The sequence below is a fragment of the Pseudoclavibacter sp. Z016 genome (genome assembly GCF_002931215.1).
In the GTDB taxonomy this organism is placed as follows: domain Bacteria; phylum Actinomycetota; class Actinomycetes; order Actinomycetales; family Microbacteriaceae; genus Pseudoclavibacter.
The window spans coordinates 674,639-690,200 of the sequence record NZ_PSTU01000011.1; the positions used below are offsets into that span (position 1 = coordinate 674,639).

General features: G+C 67.4%; 15 protein-coding genes. 3 read left to right on the top strand and 12 right to left on the bottom strand.

The window, feature by feature from the left end; translation table 11 throughout:
* Nucleotides 1-139: 139 nt before the first annotated feature.
* Complete coding sequence (locus C5B99_RS09295) at nt 140-703, top strand: DUF4870 domain-containing protein (RefSeq protein WP_181064977.1); 564 nt, start codon at nt 140-142, stop codon at nt 701-703.
* Nucleotides 704-709: 6 nt separating this feature from the next.
* On the opposite strand, the gene hemW is transcribed toward C5B99_RS09295, so the two are convergent.
* Nucleotides 710-1,921, bottom strand: coding sequence for a radical SAM family heme chaperone HemW (hemW, locus tag C5B99_RS09300; RefSeq protein WP_104241454.1), 1,212 nt, complete (start codon nt 1,919-1,921; stop codon nt 710-712).
* A gap of 140 nt (nt 1,922-2,061) precedes the next feature.
* On the opposite strand from hemW, the gene C5B99_RS09305 reads away from it, so the two are divergent.
* Nucleotides 2,062-3,015, top strand: a complete 954-nt coding sequence (locus C5B99_RS09305) for a TIGR01777 family oxidoreductase (RefSeq protein WP_104241455.1) — start codon at nt 2,062-2,064, stop codon at nt 3,013-3,015.
* A gap of 18 nt (nt 3,016-3,033) precedes the next feature.
* On the opposite strand, the gene C5B99_RS09310 is transcribed toward C5B99_RS09305, so the two are convergent.
* From C5B99_RS09310 to C5B99_RS09355, 10 genes are all read right to left on the bottom strand, one after another.
* A complete protein-coding gene (locus C5B99_RS09310) occupies nt 3,034-3,495 on the bottom strand; it encodes a hypothetical protein (protein ID WP_258063132.1) in 462 nt (153 codons plus the stop codon).
* Nucleotides 3,492-4,229, bottom strand: coding sequence for a 4-hydroxy-tetrahydrodipicolinate reductase (gene dapB / locus C5B99_RS09315; protein ID WP_104241456.1), 738 nt, complete (start codon nt 4,227-4,229; stop codon nt 3,492-3,494). The genes C5B99_RS09310 and dapB overlap by 4 nt, the downstream gene beginning before the upstream one ends.
* A gap of 72 nt (nt 4,230-4,301) precedes the next feature.
* The gene (locus tag C5B99_RS09320) at nt 4,302-4,901 is read right to left on the bottom strand and encodes a histidine phosphatase family protein (RefSeq protein WP_104241457.1); all 600 of its coding nucleotides are present in this window, start codon (nt 4,899-4,901) and stop codon (nt 4,302-4,304) included.
* Nucleotides 4,901-6,250 (bottom strand): pitrilysin family protein, encoded by a 1,350-nt coding sequence (locus tag C5B99_RS09325; protein ID WP_104241458.1) that lies wholly within the window; start codon nt 6,248-6,250, stop codon nt 4,901-4,903. The genes C5B99_RS09320 and C5B99_RS09325 overlap by 1 nt, the downstream gene beginning before the upstream one ends.
* Nucleotides 6,251-6,386: 136 nt before the next feature.
* On the bottom strand, nt 6,387-8,645 hold the full coding sequence (locus C5B99_RS09330) for a polyribonucleotide nucleotidyltransferase (protein WP_104241459.1): 2,259 nt from the start codon (nt 8,643-8,645) through the stop codon (nt 6,387-6,389).
* 236 nt (nt 8,646-8,881) lie between these two features.
* Entirely contained in the window at nt 8,882-9,964 is a 1,083-nt protein-coding gene (gene ppk2 / locus C5B99_RS09335; protein WP_104241460.1) for a polyphosphate kinase 2, read from the bottom strand.
* A gap of 112 nt (nt 9,965-10,076) precedes the next feature.
* Nucleotides 10,077-10,346 (bottom strand): 30S ribosomal protein S15, encoded by a 270-nt coding sequence (rpsO, locus tag C5B99_RS09340; protein ID WP_104241461.1) that lies wholly within the window; start codon nt 10,344-10,346, stop codon nt 10,077-10,079.
* A 110-nt stretch (nt 10,347-10,456) separates the two neighbouring features.
* Complete coding sequence (locus C5B99_RS09345) at nt 10,457-10,831, bottom strand: FKBP-type peptidyl-prolyl cis-trans isomerase (RefSeq protein ID WP_068480291.1); 375 nt, start codon at nt 10,829-10,831, stop codon at nt 10,457-10,459.
* Nucleotides 10,832-10,834: 3 nt separating this feature from the next.
* Complete coding sequence (locus tag C5B99_RS09350) at nt 10,835-12,115, bottom strand: PrsW family intramembrane metalloprotease (protein ID WP_146081974.1); 1,281 nt, start codon at nt 12,113-12,115, stop codon at nt 10,835-10,837.
* A complete protein-coding gene (locus tag C5B99_RS09355; RefSeq protein WP_181059287.1) occupies nt 12,112-13,293 on the bottom strand; it encodes a PrsW family intramembrane metalloprotease in 1,182 nt (393 codons plus the stop codon). The genes C5B99_RS09350 and C5B99_RS09355 overlap by 4 nt, the downstream gene beginning before the upstream one ends.
* 169 nt (nt 13,294-13,462) lie before the next feature.
* Here C5B99_RS09355 and C5B99_RS09360 point away from each other — a divergent pair, with 169 nt between their 5' ends.
* The gene (locus tag C5B99_RS09360) at nt 13,463-13,927 is read left to right on the top strand and encodes a hypothetical protein (RefSeq protein ID WP_104241464.1); all 465 of its coding nucleotides are present in this window, start codon (nt 13,463-13,465) and stop codon (nt 13,925-13,927) included.
* Nucleotides 13,928-14,062: 135 nt separating this feature from the next.
* On the opposite strand, the gene C5B99_RS09365 is transcribed toward C5B99_RS09360, so the two are convergent.
* Complete coding sequence (locus tag C5B99_RS09365) at nt 14,063-15,559, bottom strand: aspartate ammonia-lyase (RefSeq protein WP_104241465.1); 1,497 nt, start codon at nt 15,557-15,559, stop codon at nt 14,063-14,065.
* Nucleotides 15,560-15,562 lie beyond the last annotated feature (3 nt).

The following is a 15,562-nucleotide window of genomic DNA, read 5'->3' on the forward strand; positions in this document are numbered from 1 at the left end:
GACGAGCTGCTGCGAGTCGGACTGGCACTCCGAACCTGAGACTGCCAATCCTACCGCTTTCCGCTCACGCCACCAGCAGGATGCCAGGCCCTCGGAGGGCACGCGCAGTAGCGTGGGCGAAACCGACGAGAGGAACCCCGTGTCAGATCAGAACGCACCGACCCCGCCGCCAGGACACCAGGATCAGCCTCGGCAGCCGCCATACGACCGGCCGGGACCCTACGGGCAGCAGCCACCGTACGGGCAGCAGGCTCCCCACGGTCAGCAGGTCCCGTACGGACAGCAGCCTCCCTACGGGCACCCGCAGGGCGGGCAGTACCAGCAGTCGGGCCCGCAGAATGGGACAGAACCGCCCCTGACCCGAGACGGCGACCGCCTCGTCGGAACCTTCGATCACCTGCTCAACATCGTCGCCCCGGCCGTCGGGCCGCTCATCCTCTGGCTCGTCACGCGGCGGAGGGGGCCTCTCGCCGACAGCGAGGGCCGCGAGGCGCTCAACTTCGGCATCACCGTTGCGATCGTGTACCTCGGCATCGGCGTCATCTCGCTGCTCTCGCTGATCGGCGGCCCGCTGGCGCTGATCGTCCCGCTCCTCTACCCGCTGCTCTGGGTTGCCGTCGTCGTCTACGCCATTCTCGGCGCGGTCCAGGCGAACAAGGGTCTCCCCTACCGGTACCCGGTCACCTTCCGGTTCGTGAGCTGAGCCGGCTCAGGCGGCGATTCGGCGCACGATCGCGTCTGCCATGAGCCGACCGCGGAGCGTCGGGACGAGCCTGCCCTTCAGCGCGGCCCTCCCGTCGACGAGCGACTCGGCGATGAGCTCGGCGACGACGCTGGAGTCGTCCAGCTCGGAGATCGCGAGGCCCTCCCGCAGACGCGAGCCGAGCATGATCCGCTCGAAGCGCTTCGTCTCCTCGTCGAGCACTTCGCGCCCCATGGCCGGGGTGATGCCCTCAGCAAGCCTCGCTGCGTAGGCGCTCGGATGCTTGGCGTTCCACCAGCGCACACCACCCACGTGGCTGTGCGCGCCTGGCCCGAATCCCCACCAGTCCGCATCTCGCCAGTAGGAGAGGTTGTGGCGAGACGCGTGCTTGCCGTCGAGCGACCAGTTGCTGACCTCGTACCACTCGAACCCGGCCGCTGAGAGTCGCTCCTCTGCGAGCTCGTACATGTCGGCCTGCAGGTCGTCGTCCACAGCGGGCACCTCGCCGCGGCGGATCTGCCTGGCCAGCTTCGTGCCCTCCTCGATGATGAGCGCATACGCGCTCACGTGCAGCGGCTCCTGCGCCAGCGCCATGTCGAGCGATCGGCGCCAGTCGTCGATGGACTCGCCGGGAGTGCCGTAGATCAGGTCGAGGCTCGGCTCGAGCCCGACTCGCTTCGCTGCGGCGACCACGATCGGGATGCGTGCGGGATCGTGGGTGCGCTCGAGGACGCTGAGGACGTGCGGGACGGCGGACTGCATCCCGAAGCTGACTCGGGTCACTCCAGCAGCCCGGAGCTCGGCGAGCTCACGCTCGCCGACCGAGTCGGGGTTCGCCTCGACGGTCACCTCCGCGTCTGGGGCGAGGCCCCAGCGACTGCGCACTCCCTCGAGCATCGCCGCAAGGTCGCTGACGGGAAGGAGAGTCGGCGTTCCGCCACCGAAGAAGACGGTGGATACCTCGCGAGGGGCACCGCTCAGCACCCGCTCGGCGATCACCATCTCCTTCTCCACCTCGCCGGCATAGCTGGAACGCGAGACCCCTCCGAGCTCTTCCGCCGTGTAGGTGTTGAAGTCGCAGTAGCCGCATCGCACGCGGCAGAAGGGCACGTGGATGTAGACGCCGAAGTCTCGTGACTCGGCGCCGACCAGTGCCTGGCCTGGGAGCTCTCCGCTCGGCGGCACCGGCTCGCCGAGCGGCAGCGCGCTAGGTGCCAAGATGGCCGTTCGGCTGGGCCGTGTTCGGGGCGAGGTTCACGTGATGCACCCGCACAGCCTAGGCGCATTCAGGCGCGCGATCAGCCGAGCACGGCCCCGCGTTGCGCTCGCGCCCAACTGACACGACTACCTTCGAGGTCATGAGCACTCAGGCGACCTCCCCAAAGCACGTTCTCGTCTCCGGCGCATCCGGAATGATCGGCCACCGTCTCATCGAGGAGCTGCACGCGCACGGCCACCGCGTCACGCGGCTCGTCAGGCGCGACCCGAAGGACGCCAGCGAGTTCCGGTGGAACCCCGCCCAGCGAACTCTGGACGCGAGGGTCCTCGACGGCGTGGATGCAGTCGTGAACCTCTCCGGGTCACCGCTCAGCAAGCTGCCGTGGACCTACAACGTGAAGAAGGAGATCCTTCGCTCCCGCGTCAACGCGACGCTCACGATCACCGGTGCTATGGCGGCCTCCTCCACGCCCCCGGCGCTCCTCATCAACGGTTCCGCGTCGGGCGCGTACGGCGACCGGCCGGGGCAGGTACTCGACGAGGACTCGGCACTGCCCGAGACCGACGAGTTCCTCCCGCGTGTCGTCGACCGCTGGGAGCGCGCGGCTCAGACAGCCCCGGAGGGCACCAGGGTCGTCCTCGCCCGCACCGGTCTCGTCCTGGGGCGCGGCGGTGTCCTGACCGTCCTGAAGACCCTGGCAAGCGTCGGGTTGCTCTCGCAGCTGGGTGACGGCACGCAGCACTGGCCGTGGGTGAGCCTGCGCGACGAAGTGCGCGCGCTCCGCTTCCTGCTCGAGTCCGACGACGCGCAGGGGCCCTACAACCTGGTCGGCCCCACACCCGCGACCGCCGACGAGATCCAGCAGCAGCTGGCCGACGAGCTCGGGCGCCCCTACAAGCTCAAGGCGCCATCGACGCTCATCGACCTCACCCTCCAGAAGGCGGGCCGTGAGCTGTTCCTCGCCGACCAGCAGATCCGCCCGAAGCGCCTGCTCGACGCGGGCTTCACCTTCAAGGATCGCACCGCGGGTCAGGCCGTCGAGCTGGCCCTCAAGTCGCCGGAGTTCGAGCCGGAGCCTGGCGCCGGGGTCTGACCCTTCGAGCCGGGCCGCTCACGCCCTGGCGCGAGCGGCCTTCTCGAGGCGAATGCCCTCGCGCAGAGAAGCCCTGGCTCGCTTTCGGTCCCCCGAGGCCGAGTACGCAAGACCGAGGCGCATCCACGTCCTCCAGTCTTCAGGAGCGGCCTCGACCTCGGACTTCCACCTCGGAAAGTCCTCGTCGGCCGCCTCACGGACGACGCGTCCGCTCGGTCGCTTGGGCAGGTCGTCCTCCGGCAGCTCGCCGGCGTCCGCCATACGTCCGAGCAGTCGTTCCGTCTGCATCCCGAAGAGCAGCTCACGGGCCACGAAGACGACCGCGAGGACCGGGAACACGATGAGTGCGGCACCCATCACCTTGGCGACGATATCGCCCGCGAACAGCGAGACCGCCATGCCCGAGACGAAGACGATGTAGAGCAGCAGGAGCAGGGTCACGGCGGCGACGCCGAGCTTCGTGGCCAGGTTGCTCTTCACGAGCGACCCGACAGTCCGTCGAGGCCGAGCACGCCGTCGAGCCCGACTGTCGTGCCCCGCGTCTCGACCGCATGCGTGATGGCGAGCTTGATGCCATGCACGTAGGCCTCCTGCGAGATCGTCTCGTGGCGAATCGTCAGCACTTCACCTTCTCCCCCGAAGATCACCTGCTGATCTGCCACGACTCCACGTAGCCGCAGACTGTGGATGGGTACGCCCGAGACGAGTTGCCCCCGAGCGTCCTGCTCGCTGTTCGCAGCGGCGAGTGGCCGTTCCCTCGAGGTCGCGATCCGCTCCGCGGTCCGCACAGCGGTCCCTGACGGCGAATCCACCTTCTTGTCATGGTGCGCTTCGACGATCTCGATCGATTCGAAGAAGCGCCCCGCGACGCTCGCAAGCGCGGTGCCGAGCACCGAGCCCAGAGAGAAGTTCGGGACGAAGACGACGGCACGCTCCGGAGGCACGAGGCCAGAGATGCCGGCGATCCGCTGCTCGTCCCAGCCGCTCGTGCCGACGACGACGTCGATGCCATGGTCGAGGGCGAAGGGAACCGCCGCCTCCGACGCCTCGAGCCGCGAGACGTCGATGAGCACGTCGGCGCCGAGCATCTCATCGAGTGAAGAAGAACTCGTCAGCCCCGCATGGAAGCGGAGCCCATCGGTCGTCTCGAGGATCCGTGTGATCAGTGTTCCCATGCGGCCAGAAGCGCCCAGCACGGCGACCTTTGTTTCCATGCCCACAAGCGTACGGCCATCGGCAGGCCGAGCAGACGACGCGGGAGGCTCCCGGCGGCAGGCCCGACGACCTCAGACGGCGATCGAGGTGCTGACTCCCGTGCGCAGTTCCGGCGTCAGGTGCGACAGGTCGTTGAAGAGCAGCAGCTCAGCCGGCTTCCTGGTCCGCACCCGGACCACCGTGAGACCGGTGTTCACGGAGTTGAGGCCGAGCCAGCGCCAGTCTGGGGCGTCGAGCACCCGACGCACGAATTCGCCGATCACGAAGTTGTGGGTCACGAGCAGGGTGTGGCGGTCGTCGCGGCTCTTGCTGAAGAACGTGTCGTACGCGTCGTTCATCTGCGCCATGCCGGCGTCGACGACCTCGTCAGCGATGCCGCCGAAGAAGCTGTCGTACGTCGACGGCGCACCGTCCTGCCCCGTGGGGATGCAGTCGAAGAGCAGCGTCGATTCGAGCGCGGCGGGACCGCTCGTGTACTGGTCGATCACCGCGCTCGTCTCGACAGCGCGATCCAGCGGCGACGTGTAGGACTCGCTGAGCGGGACGCCCGCGAGCCTGCGGCCGATCAGATGAGCCTGGGCCCGACCACGCTCCGACAGCGGGCCGTCGGTGATTCCGTGCTCGGCGTTCTCCTGCTCGCCATGCCTGACGAGGTAGAGGTAGTGCGACATCAGCGGCGCTCCAGTTCGGTCCTTGCTTCCGAGGAGAGCTTACCGACCGCAGACGCGACGAGCTCCCCACTGAACATGTCGGCCGCGACGGACTGCACCTCGTCGAGCGACACGGCTTCGACCCGCGAGAGCGCCGCCTCGAGGTCGTAGAAGCGACCCGTGTGGATCTCCGCGCGCCCGAGGCGAGACATGCGAGTGTCGGCGTCCTCGATCGCGAGAGCGGAGCCGCCGGCACTCGCGCTCTTCGCGTCGGCCAGCTCCGTCGCGGTGACCCCGTCCTGGACGAGCTTCTCCGCCTCCTGGCGCAGCACCCTGACCGTCTCCAGCACGTTGTCGGGAGCGCATCCCGCGTACATGCCCGTCACCCCCACATCGGAGTGGCTACCGCCGAACGAGTACACGGAGTAGGCGAGCCCGCGCTTCTCGCGGATCTCCTGGAAGAGGCGGGACGACATGCCACCACCGAAGATCCGATGCATGAGGCCGAATGCCTCCCTGCGCGGGTCGAGCTGCGTGATTCCCTGGCCACCGATGACCAGGGCCAGCTGCTCGAGCGGGCGCTCGATGGCCGAGAGCGGTCCTGTCGGCACCGCGGAGCCCGGCTCGAGCGTCGTGGCCCTGCGGGAGACGGGGACGGCGCGTGCGTCGAGGTCCCACCCGCCGGCCCGGAGGTTGCGCTCGAGCTGCTCGCGGACGACGTCGTGGTTGACGGCCCCCGCGATAGTCACGACGAGCTCCTCCGGACGGTAGTGCTGGCGGTACGAGCTCCACACGGCGTCGCGGTCAGCGGCCCTGATCGAGGCAGGCGTGCCGCCGATGGGCCTCGCGAGCGGATGCGCACCGAGGAGCGTCTCGTAGAACCGCTCCCAGACCACGTCGTTCGGGTCGTCGTCCGCCATCGCGAGCTCCTCGATGATGACGCCGCGCTCGATCTCGAACTCCGCGGCGTCGATCACACTCGAGGTGATCATGTCGCTCAGGACTTCGACGGCCATCGGGAGGTCGGCATCGCGGACCTTCGCGTGGTAGAGCGTGTGCTCCTTCGCGGTCTGCGCGTTCACCTCTCCACCGACGCGCTCGAAGGCCGCAGATACCTCGAAGGCGGACCGTGTCGGCGTGCCCTTGAAGAGCAGATGCTCGAGGAAGTGCGTGGAACCGTACTCGTGCGGGAGCTCGTCCCGGGAGCCGACCGGCACCCACAGGCCGATGCTGGTGCTCGCCGCGCCGACGACTTCCTCGGTCAGGAGGCGCACCCCGCTCGGCAGCACCGAACGTCGGAAGAGACCGCCGTTCGACACTCGTGCTTCGATCTCGGGAAGGTCAAGTGGCAGTTCAATGGCATCGCGCATAACCAGTCAAGCCTAGAGCGTGTTGACCGTCCCGGCGTCAGCCGCGAGACAACTCCCAGCGGCTCGAGACCTCGCGAGACGCCAAAGGGCCCCGCGCACGGATGCGCGGGGCCCTTCAGAACAGAGGTGGGCTGAGCTACTCAGCGCCTGCCTCGAGAGCGACGCCCTCTTCTGCAGCTGCCTCCTCGAGCACGGGTGCGAGCGACAGCTTGCCGCGGTCGTCGACCTTCGTGATCTCGACGAGGATCTTCTGGCCGACGCCGAGCACGTCTTCGACGTTCTCGACGCGCTTGCCACCGGCGAGCTTGCGCACCTCGGAGATGTGCAGCAGGCCGTCCTTGCCCGGGAGCAGGGAGACGAAGGCACCGAAGGATGCGATCTTGACGACCGTTCCCAGGTACTGCTCGCCGACCTCAGGGTTCGTCGGGTTCGCGATGGCGTTGACCGCTGCACGAGCGGCCTCGGCGGACGGACCGTCGACAGCGCCGATGTACACGGTGCCGTCGTCCTCGATGGAGATGTCGGCTCCGGTGTCGTCCTGGATCTGGTTGATGACCTTGCCCTTTGGCCCGATCACCTCGCCGATCTTGTCGATCGGAACGCGGACCGAGATGATGCGCGGTGCCGTGGCAGCGAGCTCGTCCGGCGTGTCGATGACGGCGTTGATGGCCTTGTCGAGGATCTGGATGCGAGCATCGCGAGCCTGCGTCAGGGCGCCATCGAGAACCGACGTCGGGATTCCGTCGAGCTTCGTGTCCAGCTGGATGGCCGTGACGAACTCCGCGGTACCGGCGACCTTGAAGTCCATGTCGCCGAGCGCGTCTTCTGCGCCGAGGATGTCGGTGAGCGCCGCGTAGCGCGTCTCGCCGTCGACCTCGTCGGACACGAGACCCATGGCGATGCCCGCGACAGGAGCGCGCAGCGGCACACCGGCGTTGAGCAGCGACAGGGTGGAGGCGCAGACGGAGCCCATCGACGTGGAGCCGTTGGAGCTGAGCGCTTCCGAGACCTGACGGATCGCGTAGGGGAACTCCTCGCGGCTCGGGAGAACCGGGACGATGGCGCGCTCGGCGAGGAAGCCGTGCCCGATCTCGCGACGCTTCGGCGAGCCGACGCGTCCGGTCTCACCCGTCGAGTACGGCGGGAAGTTGTAGTGGTGCAGGTAGCGCTTCGACGTGATCGGCGAGAGCGAGTCGATCTGCTGCTCGAGCTTGAGCATGTTCAGCGTGGTGACGCCGAGGATCTGCGTCTCGCCGCGCTGGAAGATCGCCGATCCGTGCACGCGTGGCACGACGTCGACCTCTGCATCGAGCTGACGGATGTCGGCGACGCCGCGACCGTCCATGCGCTTGCCCTCACGGAGGATGCGTCCGCGGACGACGTCCTTCGTGACGGTCTTGTAGGCGGCCGACACCTGACCGGCGACGGAGGCGTCGAGCTCTCCGCTTTCGATCTTCGCGGCGATCTGCTCCTTGACGCTGGCCTTGAGCGCGTCGTCAGCATCCTGGCGCTCGATCTTGCCGGCGATCTGGTACACGTCGACGAGTCCGTCGTGCGCGATGGCAGTGACCGCGTCGAGGGCCTCCTGCGTGTACGGGAGGAAGACCGGGTACTCGACGACGGGCTTCGCGGCCTGGTCTGCGAGCTCCTGCTGTGCCTTCACGAGCTGCGTGAGGAACGGCTTGGAAGCCTCGAGGCCCTGTGCGACGACAGCCTCGTCGGGCTTCTGCGCGCCGGCCTGGATGAGGCCCCACGCGTGCTCGGTGGCTTCGGCCTCGACCATCATGATGGCGATGTCCTCGGTGCCGTCGGCCTTCGTGACGAGACGGCCGGCGACCGTCAGGTCGAAGACGGCATCGGCGAGCTGCTCGAACTTGGGGAACGCGACCCACTGGCCGTCGATGAGCGCGAGGCGGACACCGGCGATGGGGCCGGAGAACGGCACACCGCTGAGCTGCGAGGACAGCGAAGCCGCGTTGATCGCGAGGGCGTCGTAGAACTCACCGGGAGCGATCGAGAGCACCGTCACGACGACCTGGACCTCGTTGCGGAGGCCCTTGACGAACGAGGGGCGCAACGGCCGGTCGATGAGGCGGCAGACCAGGATGGCCTCCGTCGACGGGCGTCCCTCACGACGGAAGAACGATCCGGGGATCTTGCCGGCGGCGTAGCTGCGCTCTTCGACATCGATCGTGAGCGGGAAGAAGTCGAAGTTCTCCTTCGGGTTCTTCGAGATGCTCGTTGCCGACAGCAGCATCGTCTCGTCGTCGAGGTAGGCGACGGCAGAGCCCTGCGCCTGCTGGGCGAGACGCCCTGCTTCGAAGCGGATCTTGCGCTGGCCGTGCTTGCCGTTGTCGAGAACGACTTCAGAGAACTTGATTTCGGGACCTTCCAAGAGGTCTCCTCCTTCTGCGTGTGTGCACGCGAAGGGCAAGCGCGACCGGGTCTTCCCGGGCTGATCGTCAGTAGAAGACCACTGCCGAATGAGCGCCTCTAGCGCATCGACAGGAACCCACCACCGAGGACCAGCTACTCGCCGCCCCGCGTGTCTTGAATGATTGCGCTGCTGACTCTACCAGCGGAGGGCGACGAGCAGCTGGAACCCGTGCGGCGAGTGCCGCACGGGCGCCCCTACTTCTTGCGAGACGGGCGAGGGAGCTCCTTCACGAGAGGGAACTCCCCCGTCGGCTTCTCCCCCTCGTCGTAGAGCTTGCTCGGCGACCCGACGATCTTCTTGTCAGCAGCGTGCGCGATGCTCTCGTCCTTCGAGGGGTAGTCGAACTGGGAGAGGACGTAGCGCATGGCCTCGAGCCTCGCCCGCTTCTTGTCGTTCGACTTGACCACCGTCCACGGCGATTCGGCGGTGTCCGTGTAGAAGAACATCGCCTCCTTGGCTTCGCTGTACTCGTCCCACTTGTCGAGAGACGCGAGGTCGGTCGGGCTCAGCTTCCACTGGCGCACCGGGTCGTCGCGACGGGCCGCGAAGCGCGCGAGCTGCTCCGCCCGACCGACCGAGAACCAGAATTTGATGATGGTCGTGCCGGAGTTGACGAGCATGCGCTCGAACTCGGGAGCGGAACGCGTGAATTCGAGGTACTCGGTCGGGGTGCAGTACCCCATGACGCGCTCGACGCCCGCACGGTTGTACCAGGAGCGATCCAGCAGGACGATCTCGCCTCCAGAGGGCAGATGCTCGACGTATCGCTGGAAGTACCACTGCGTCTGCTCCTTCTCCGTCGGCTTCTCGAGCGCGACGGTGCGAGCACCGCGAGGGTTCAGGTGCTCCATGAAGCGCTTGATCGCACCACCCTTGCCTGCCGCGTCCCGGCCCTCGAAGATGATGACGACCTTCTGCCCCGTCTCCTTGATCCAGGTCTGGAGCTTCAGGAGCTCGATCTGCACCGCGCGCTTCTGCTTCTCGTACTCCTTGCGCGGCAGCTTGGCGTCGTAGGGGTAGCCGTGGCGCCAGGCCTCGCCAAGCGGGTCCTCGTCGCGCAGCTCGGCGAGTTCGTCCACCTCCGGGGTCATGTCCGGGATGCCCGCCCGGTTGAGGCGGTACGCGGCCTGAGAGCCTGCGCCCTGCTTCCGAGCGCGACTCGTCGAGGTGGAGTCCGATGCGCCGGCCTCCACGCGGGCGTCATTGCCCGATTCCGAGGCCTTCGTCTGACCCTTGGCGTCTGCGTGCGGCTTTGCTGGAGTTCGAGAGGCTGCCATGTCGCTCAGCCTAGCGCCGGGGCTTCCACGCCTGGGCCCCATGTGGACGACCAGGCGCCGCTGCACGCGAAAAGAGCCCCTGCCGATGGCAGGGGCTCTTCGCAGAAAGTGCTTAGCGGCGAAGGCCGAGTCGCTCGATGAGCGAACGGTAACGCGAGATGTCGACGTCGGCGAGGTAGCCGAGCAGACGACGACGCTGACCCACAAGCAGGAGGAGACCACGACGCGAGTGGTGGTCGTGCTTGTGCTCCTTGAGGTGCTCGGTGAGCTCCTTGATTCGCGTGGTGAGGATGGCAACCTGAACTTCAGGGGAACCAGTGTCACCCGGGTGCGTTGCGTACTCTTCGATGATGGCCTTCTTGCCCTCAGCGCTTAGTGCCATTGACAGACCCCCTTCTCTTTCGTTGCGCGGCGCTCGGCACACAATGTGCGAGCTCTCTTCATCCGCGGCCGTTTCACGGCAACCGAAAGAGCATAGCAGATCGGGAGGGGTCAGCTCACGCCCAGCAGGTCGATGATGAAGACCAGCGTCTTGCCGGAGAGCGGGTGCCCTCCGCCAGCGGCGCCGTAGGCGAGGTGCGGCGGGAGGACGAGCTTGCGGCGGCCGCCGACCTGCATGCCCGGGATGCCTTCCTGCCAGCCGCGCACAAGCGCCTTCAGCGGGAAGTTGACCGACTCGCCCCGGTTCCACGAGGAGTCGAACTCCTCGCCGGACTCGAACTCGACGCCGAGGTAGTGCACGTCGACCGTCGAGGACGGCTCCGCGACTGCCCCGTCGCCCACGATGATGTCCTCGATGACCAGCTCTGCTGGTGCCTCTCCACCCGGGAAGTCGACTTCTGGCTTGGTGCGATCAGTGTTTGTCATGCTCTACATCCAAGCGCCGGAGCCTGGACGAGTCCCGGATGACGCGCCGTGCGGCTGTGTCTGCGGCTGCATCTGCGGCTGTGCGTGTACCTGTGCCTGTGCCTGGATCAGCTCGCCTCGGAGCTCCCCGAGATGCCGGAGCAGGAGCCGTTCGTCGAGCAGCTTGCTCGTGCGATTCGGGTCGAGGACGACCTGGTGCCGGACGCTCGCGAGACGCGTGGACTCGGTGATGAAGTCGCGCATGGCCTTGTCCGCGCGCTTCCCGGACCGGCGCGCCCAGGACCTCGCGCTCGATCGGCCGCGCATCGTGGAGAGCATCCTGATCTCGGCCTGCGAGTACCAGCCGACAGCGGCGTACTCGGACAGGCGCTCCACGATGATGCGGGCATCCTTCCGTCGCAGGAGGAGGATCGTCACGATCCAGGCGAGGAAGATCGGCACCATGACCAGCGCGAAGAACGCGATGAGCCCCAGGATGCCAGCAGACTGCTGCACGAGACCCGAGCCGACGTTCCAGAGCGCGTGAAGGGCCATCGCGGGGATGAGACCCAGTGCGAAGCCGCCGAGCGCCGAGCCCCAGCCACCGCGACGGGCGCCGATGCCCATTCCGATGCCGGTCAGCGAGACGCACATCGGGTGCAGCAGCGGCAGGGCAATGCCCCGGATGAAGTACTGGGCGACGAAGCCCCCGACCCCTGCTTCCTGCCACATCGAGGAGAAGTAGAGGATGTTCTCCGTGAACGCGAAGCCCGCGCCGAGCAGAGCTCCGTAGACGAGGCCGTCCGTCGGTCCGTTGAAGTGACGACGCGCGACTGCGTAGATGACGACGAGACCGAGGCCCTTCCAGATCTCCTCGCCGACGGGCGCCTCGACGGATGGGCCCCACCAGGCGGGCAGGGCTCCCGGAAGGAGGACCTCGCGGACCAGGCCCGTGAGCAGCGCGCCACCGACCGCGATGCCGCCTCCCCAGAACACGGCGCCGATGAGCAGGATGCGCGGCTCGGGCTCCCACCGGTCGATGAGCCACACGACCATCCACACGACGAAGAGCGGGACGAGCGCGGCGAGCACGCTGCCGAGGAGCACGACGTCGCTGCTGCCGAGATACGCGAGGAACAGGACGACGGCGATGATGAGCGCGGCCAGGCACATGACGACGATCGTCGTGATGCGCATCGCCAGCTCACCCTTCGTGGGGGCCTGCGGGAGCACGAACTGGGGGTCGATCTGGCGCTGACCGGCTGGTGCGCCCCAACGCCCGTCCGCGTGCATGGGTCCGGTCACGAGGTGGCCACCCTGGGTCCGGCCGCGCCGAAGGCCGCGAGCTGCGAACGGTGCTCCTTGACGCGGTCGAGCATGCGCTTCTCCACGACTCTCCGATTCGGGTCTCGCTTGTTGACCCTGGCGTGCTCGCGGGCGAAGGCGAGCCTCGACGCGTCCTGGACGAAGCCGCGCATCGCGCGGTCGGCCTCGGGGCTCACGGACTTGGCCCACGCGAACGCCTGCTCGCGCGCGCTCCAGTCCCCGATCATCGCGACCTCCGATGTCGTGAACCATCCGGCATCCGCGTACTCGCCCAGACGGTCGACGATGATGAGGCGGTCGCGGTCGTGCAGCTTGACGAGGAACCAGGCCAGCAGCAGGAAGATGGGCAGCTGCACGACGAGGTAGAAGATGAGCCAGCCGAACTGATTGCTCGGGTCGACTCCGAGCAGCGGGAGGATGAGCAGGCTTCCGCCGTTCCAGAAGGCATGAGCGAGGATCGCGATGACGAGCCCGCCGAGGCCCATGAGGATCGGCCGCCGCCAGCCGCCTCTGCGGGCTCCCCAGCCGATGGCCATGCCGGTGATGCCGGTGAAGAGTGCGTGCGCGAACGGCGAGAGGATGCCGCGCACGATGAACGTCGACGCGAAGCCCGAAGCCGATTCCGCGGCCTGGGAGAAGTAGATGATGTTCTCCGTGAAGGCGAAGCCTGCGCCGATGACGGCCGCGTAGCTGAAGCCGTCGAGCGGGCTGTCGAAGTGCCTCCGCGCGAAGATCAGGATGAGGAACAGGCCGACGGCCTTGATGGACTCCTCGGAGATCGGCGACTGGATCAGCACGGAGAACTTGCTCACGGCACCCTCGGTTGCCAGGTACGAGCGGGCGACATCGAGCATCATGCCGCCGGTGACGAGAGTCCCGACGACCGAGGCCCCTGCACCCCAGAACAGTCCGAAGGCGAGCAGGATCCGCGGCTCTGGCTCCCAGCGGTCGAGCCACCAGACAGCCGTGAGGACGAGCCCGAGGGGCACGAGAGCGGGTATCGCCATCGTGAGCGCGGCGAAGCGCAGCTCGCTGAAGAGCCAGGCGACGACCCCGACGGAGAGCAGCACCGCGAAGCCCAGCAGAAGCAGCCAGGTGAGCCTGCCCCGAGTCAGCCTTCTGCGCCGCTTCGGCGCGACTGACGTGGCACTGCTCATCGATGGTCCTCCGTGCATTGGGGGTGGCTGCCCGAAGCAGAGACATTCGGGCCTCGCGGCGCGCACGGGTCTCCCCGCCTCGTCGGCTCGCTGCGGTCAGCATAGCCAAGCGGACGCGGGTCAGGCGAACGACCAGTCGTCCGGGCTCAGCGCACGGTAGATTAGAAGCATGATGCGTCTCGGATTTCTTCTCGGTGCCACTGTCGGCTTCATCGCTGGGATCAGCACGAGTCGAGTGCACGCGGAAGAGGTCGCGAAAGACATCGGCGGCAGGTCGAAGGCCTTCGCGGAGCGGATGACGGTGTCCGCTGAAGACCTGCGCCGCCGCAGCGATACCCAGCTGGAGGACATGCGTCGGCGCGTCGACGAGCAGCTCGACGAGATGCGCAAGCGCGTCGACGATGGTTTCGACGACGTCAAGCGTCGGGTCGAGGAAGAAGTCGAGAAGAGCATCGAGTCACAGGTGCAGACGCTGGTGCGAGCCGGTCAGGCCCGCGAAGATGTCCTCGAGACGTTCGAGGACGACGACGCAGACGCCATGTTCTCCCCCGGTGACACGAGCTCGCCACGCCATGCTGCCGTCGAGGGCGAGTCGACGCCGGAGCAGGACCCCGAAGGCAAGCGCCCCGAGTAGCTCGCTCTCGGTCGTGCGCTGCGGCTCACGCGGCCCCGACCGACAGCGCAGGGAACGAAACGGCCCCTCCGGTGCACTGCACCGGAGGGGCCGTTCTGCTGTGGTGACGCCCGCTACGGGCGGACGCCGGCAGCGTTAGGAGAAGTCACGCAGATCGGCGCGGTCGAGGCTGTCCTCGAGAGCCGTGGCCTGCGCCTGCGTGATGATCGGGATGGCGCTCGTGACGGCCTGGATGCCGGAGAGCCGCTCGGGCGAGAGGATGCTCGTGACTTCCTCCCGGCTCAGGAGCCCGCGTTCGACGACCAGGTCGGCGATGGTCGACTTGGTGGTGAGGGCCTCCTTGGCGAGCTTCGACGCCTCCGAGTAGCCGATGTAGGGCGTGAGGGCCGTGACCACGCCGACGGAGCTGGAGACGCGGGACGCGAGCAGCTCCTCGTTGGCGGTGATGCCGTCGATGCAGTTCACGCGCAGGGTGCGCGCGGCGCGGCGGAGCCAGGCGGAGTTCTGCATGAGCGTGTGGAGCATGACGGGCTCGAACGCGTTGAGCTGCAGCTGCCCAGCCTCGGATGCCATGGAGACCGTGACATCCGCCCCCGCGATGACGAACGCGACCTGATTGACCGCCTCGGGGATGACCGGGTTGACCTTGCCGGGCATGATCGAGGAGCCAGCCTGCCGCGCCGGAAGGTTGATCTCGCCGAGGCCAGCCTGTGGGCCGGAGGACAGCAGCCGGAGGTCGTTGCAGATCTTCGACAGCTTCATCGCGGTGCGCTTGATGACGCTCGAGAGCGACATGAACACGCCGGTGTCGCTCGTGGCCTCGATGAGGTCGTGCGCCGTCTGCAGGTCGTTGTAGCCCGTGATCTTGCGGAGCTGGCGCATGACGGCGGACGCGTAGCTCGCCTCAGCCGTGATGCCGGTCCCGATCGCCGTCGCACCGAGGTTGAGCTCGAGCAGCAGCGGCAGCACGTCGCGGAGGCGCTGGATGTCCTCGCCGATGGTCGTGGAGAAGCCGCTGAACTCCTGGCCCAGCGTCATCGGCACGGCATCCTGGAGCTGCGTGCGGCCGATCTTCAGGATGTGCTTGAACTCGCTGCCCTTCACGCGGAACGCGTTCTGCAGCAGCGTGAACTCGTCGATGAGACGCTCGGTCGCGTGGACGAGCGCGACCTTGACCGCACTCGGGTACGTGTCGTTCGTGGACTGCGATCGGTTCACGTGGTCGTTCGGGGAGAGGAACTCGTAATCTCCGAACTCGCGACCGGCGAGCTCGAGCGCGCGGTTCGCGATGACCTCGTTGACATTCATGTTGGTGCTCGTCCCGGCACCGCCCTGGATGACGCCGACCACGAATTCCTCGTGCAGCTTGCCGTCGATGATGTCCTGGCACGCGCGATCGATGAGCCACGAGCGCTCCTGGTCGAGCACGCCGATCTCGAGGTTGGCGCGCGCTGCGGCCTGCTTGACCTGCGCGTAGGCGACGATGAAGTCCGGGTACACGCTGATCTGACGTCGACTGATCGAGAAGTTCTCCAGCGCGCGGGCGGTGTTCACACCCCAGTAGGCACCTGCGGGGATCCGCATCTCGCCGAGCGAGTCGCGTTCGACACGGAATTCCTGCGTTTCTGACATGAC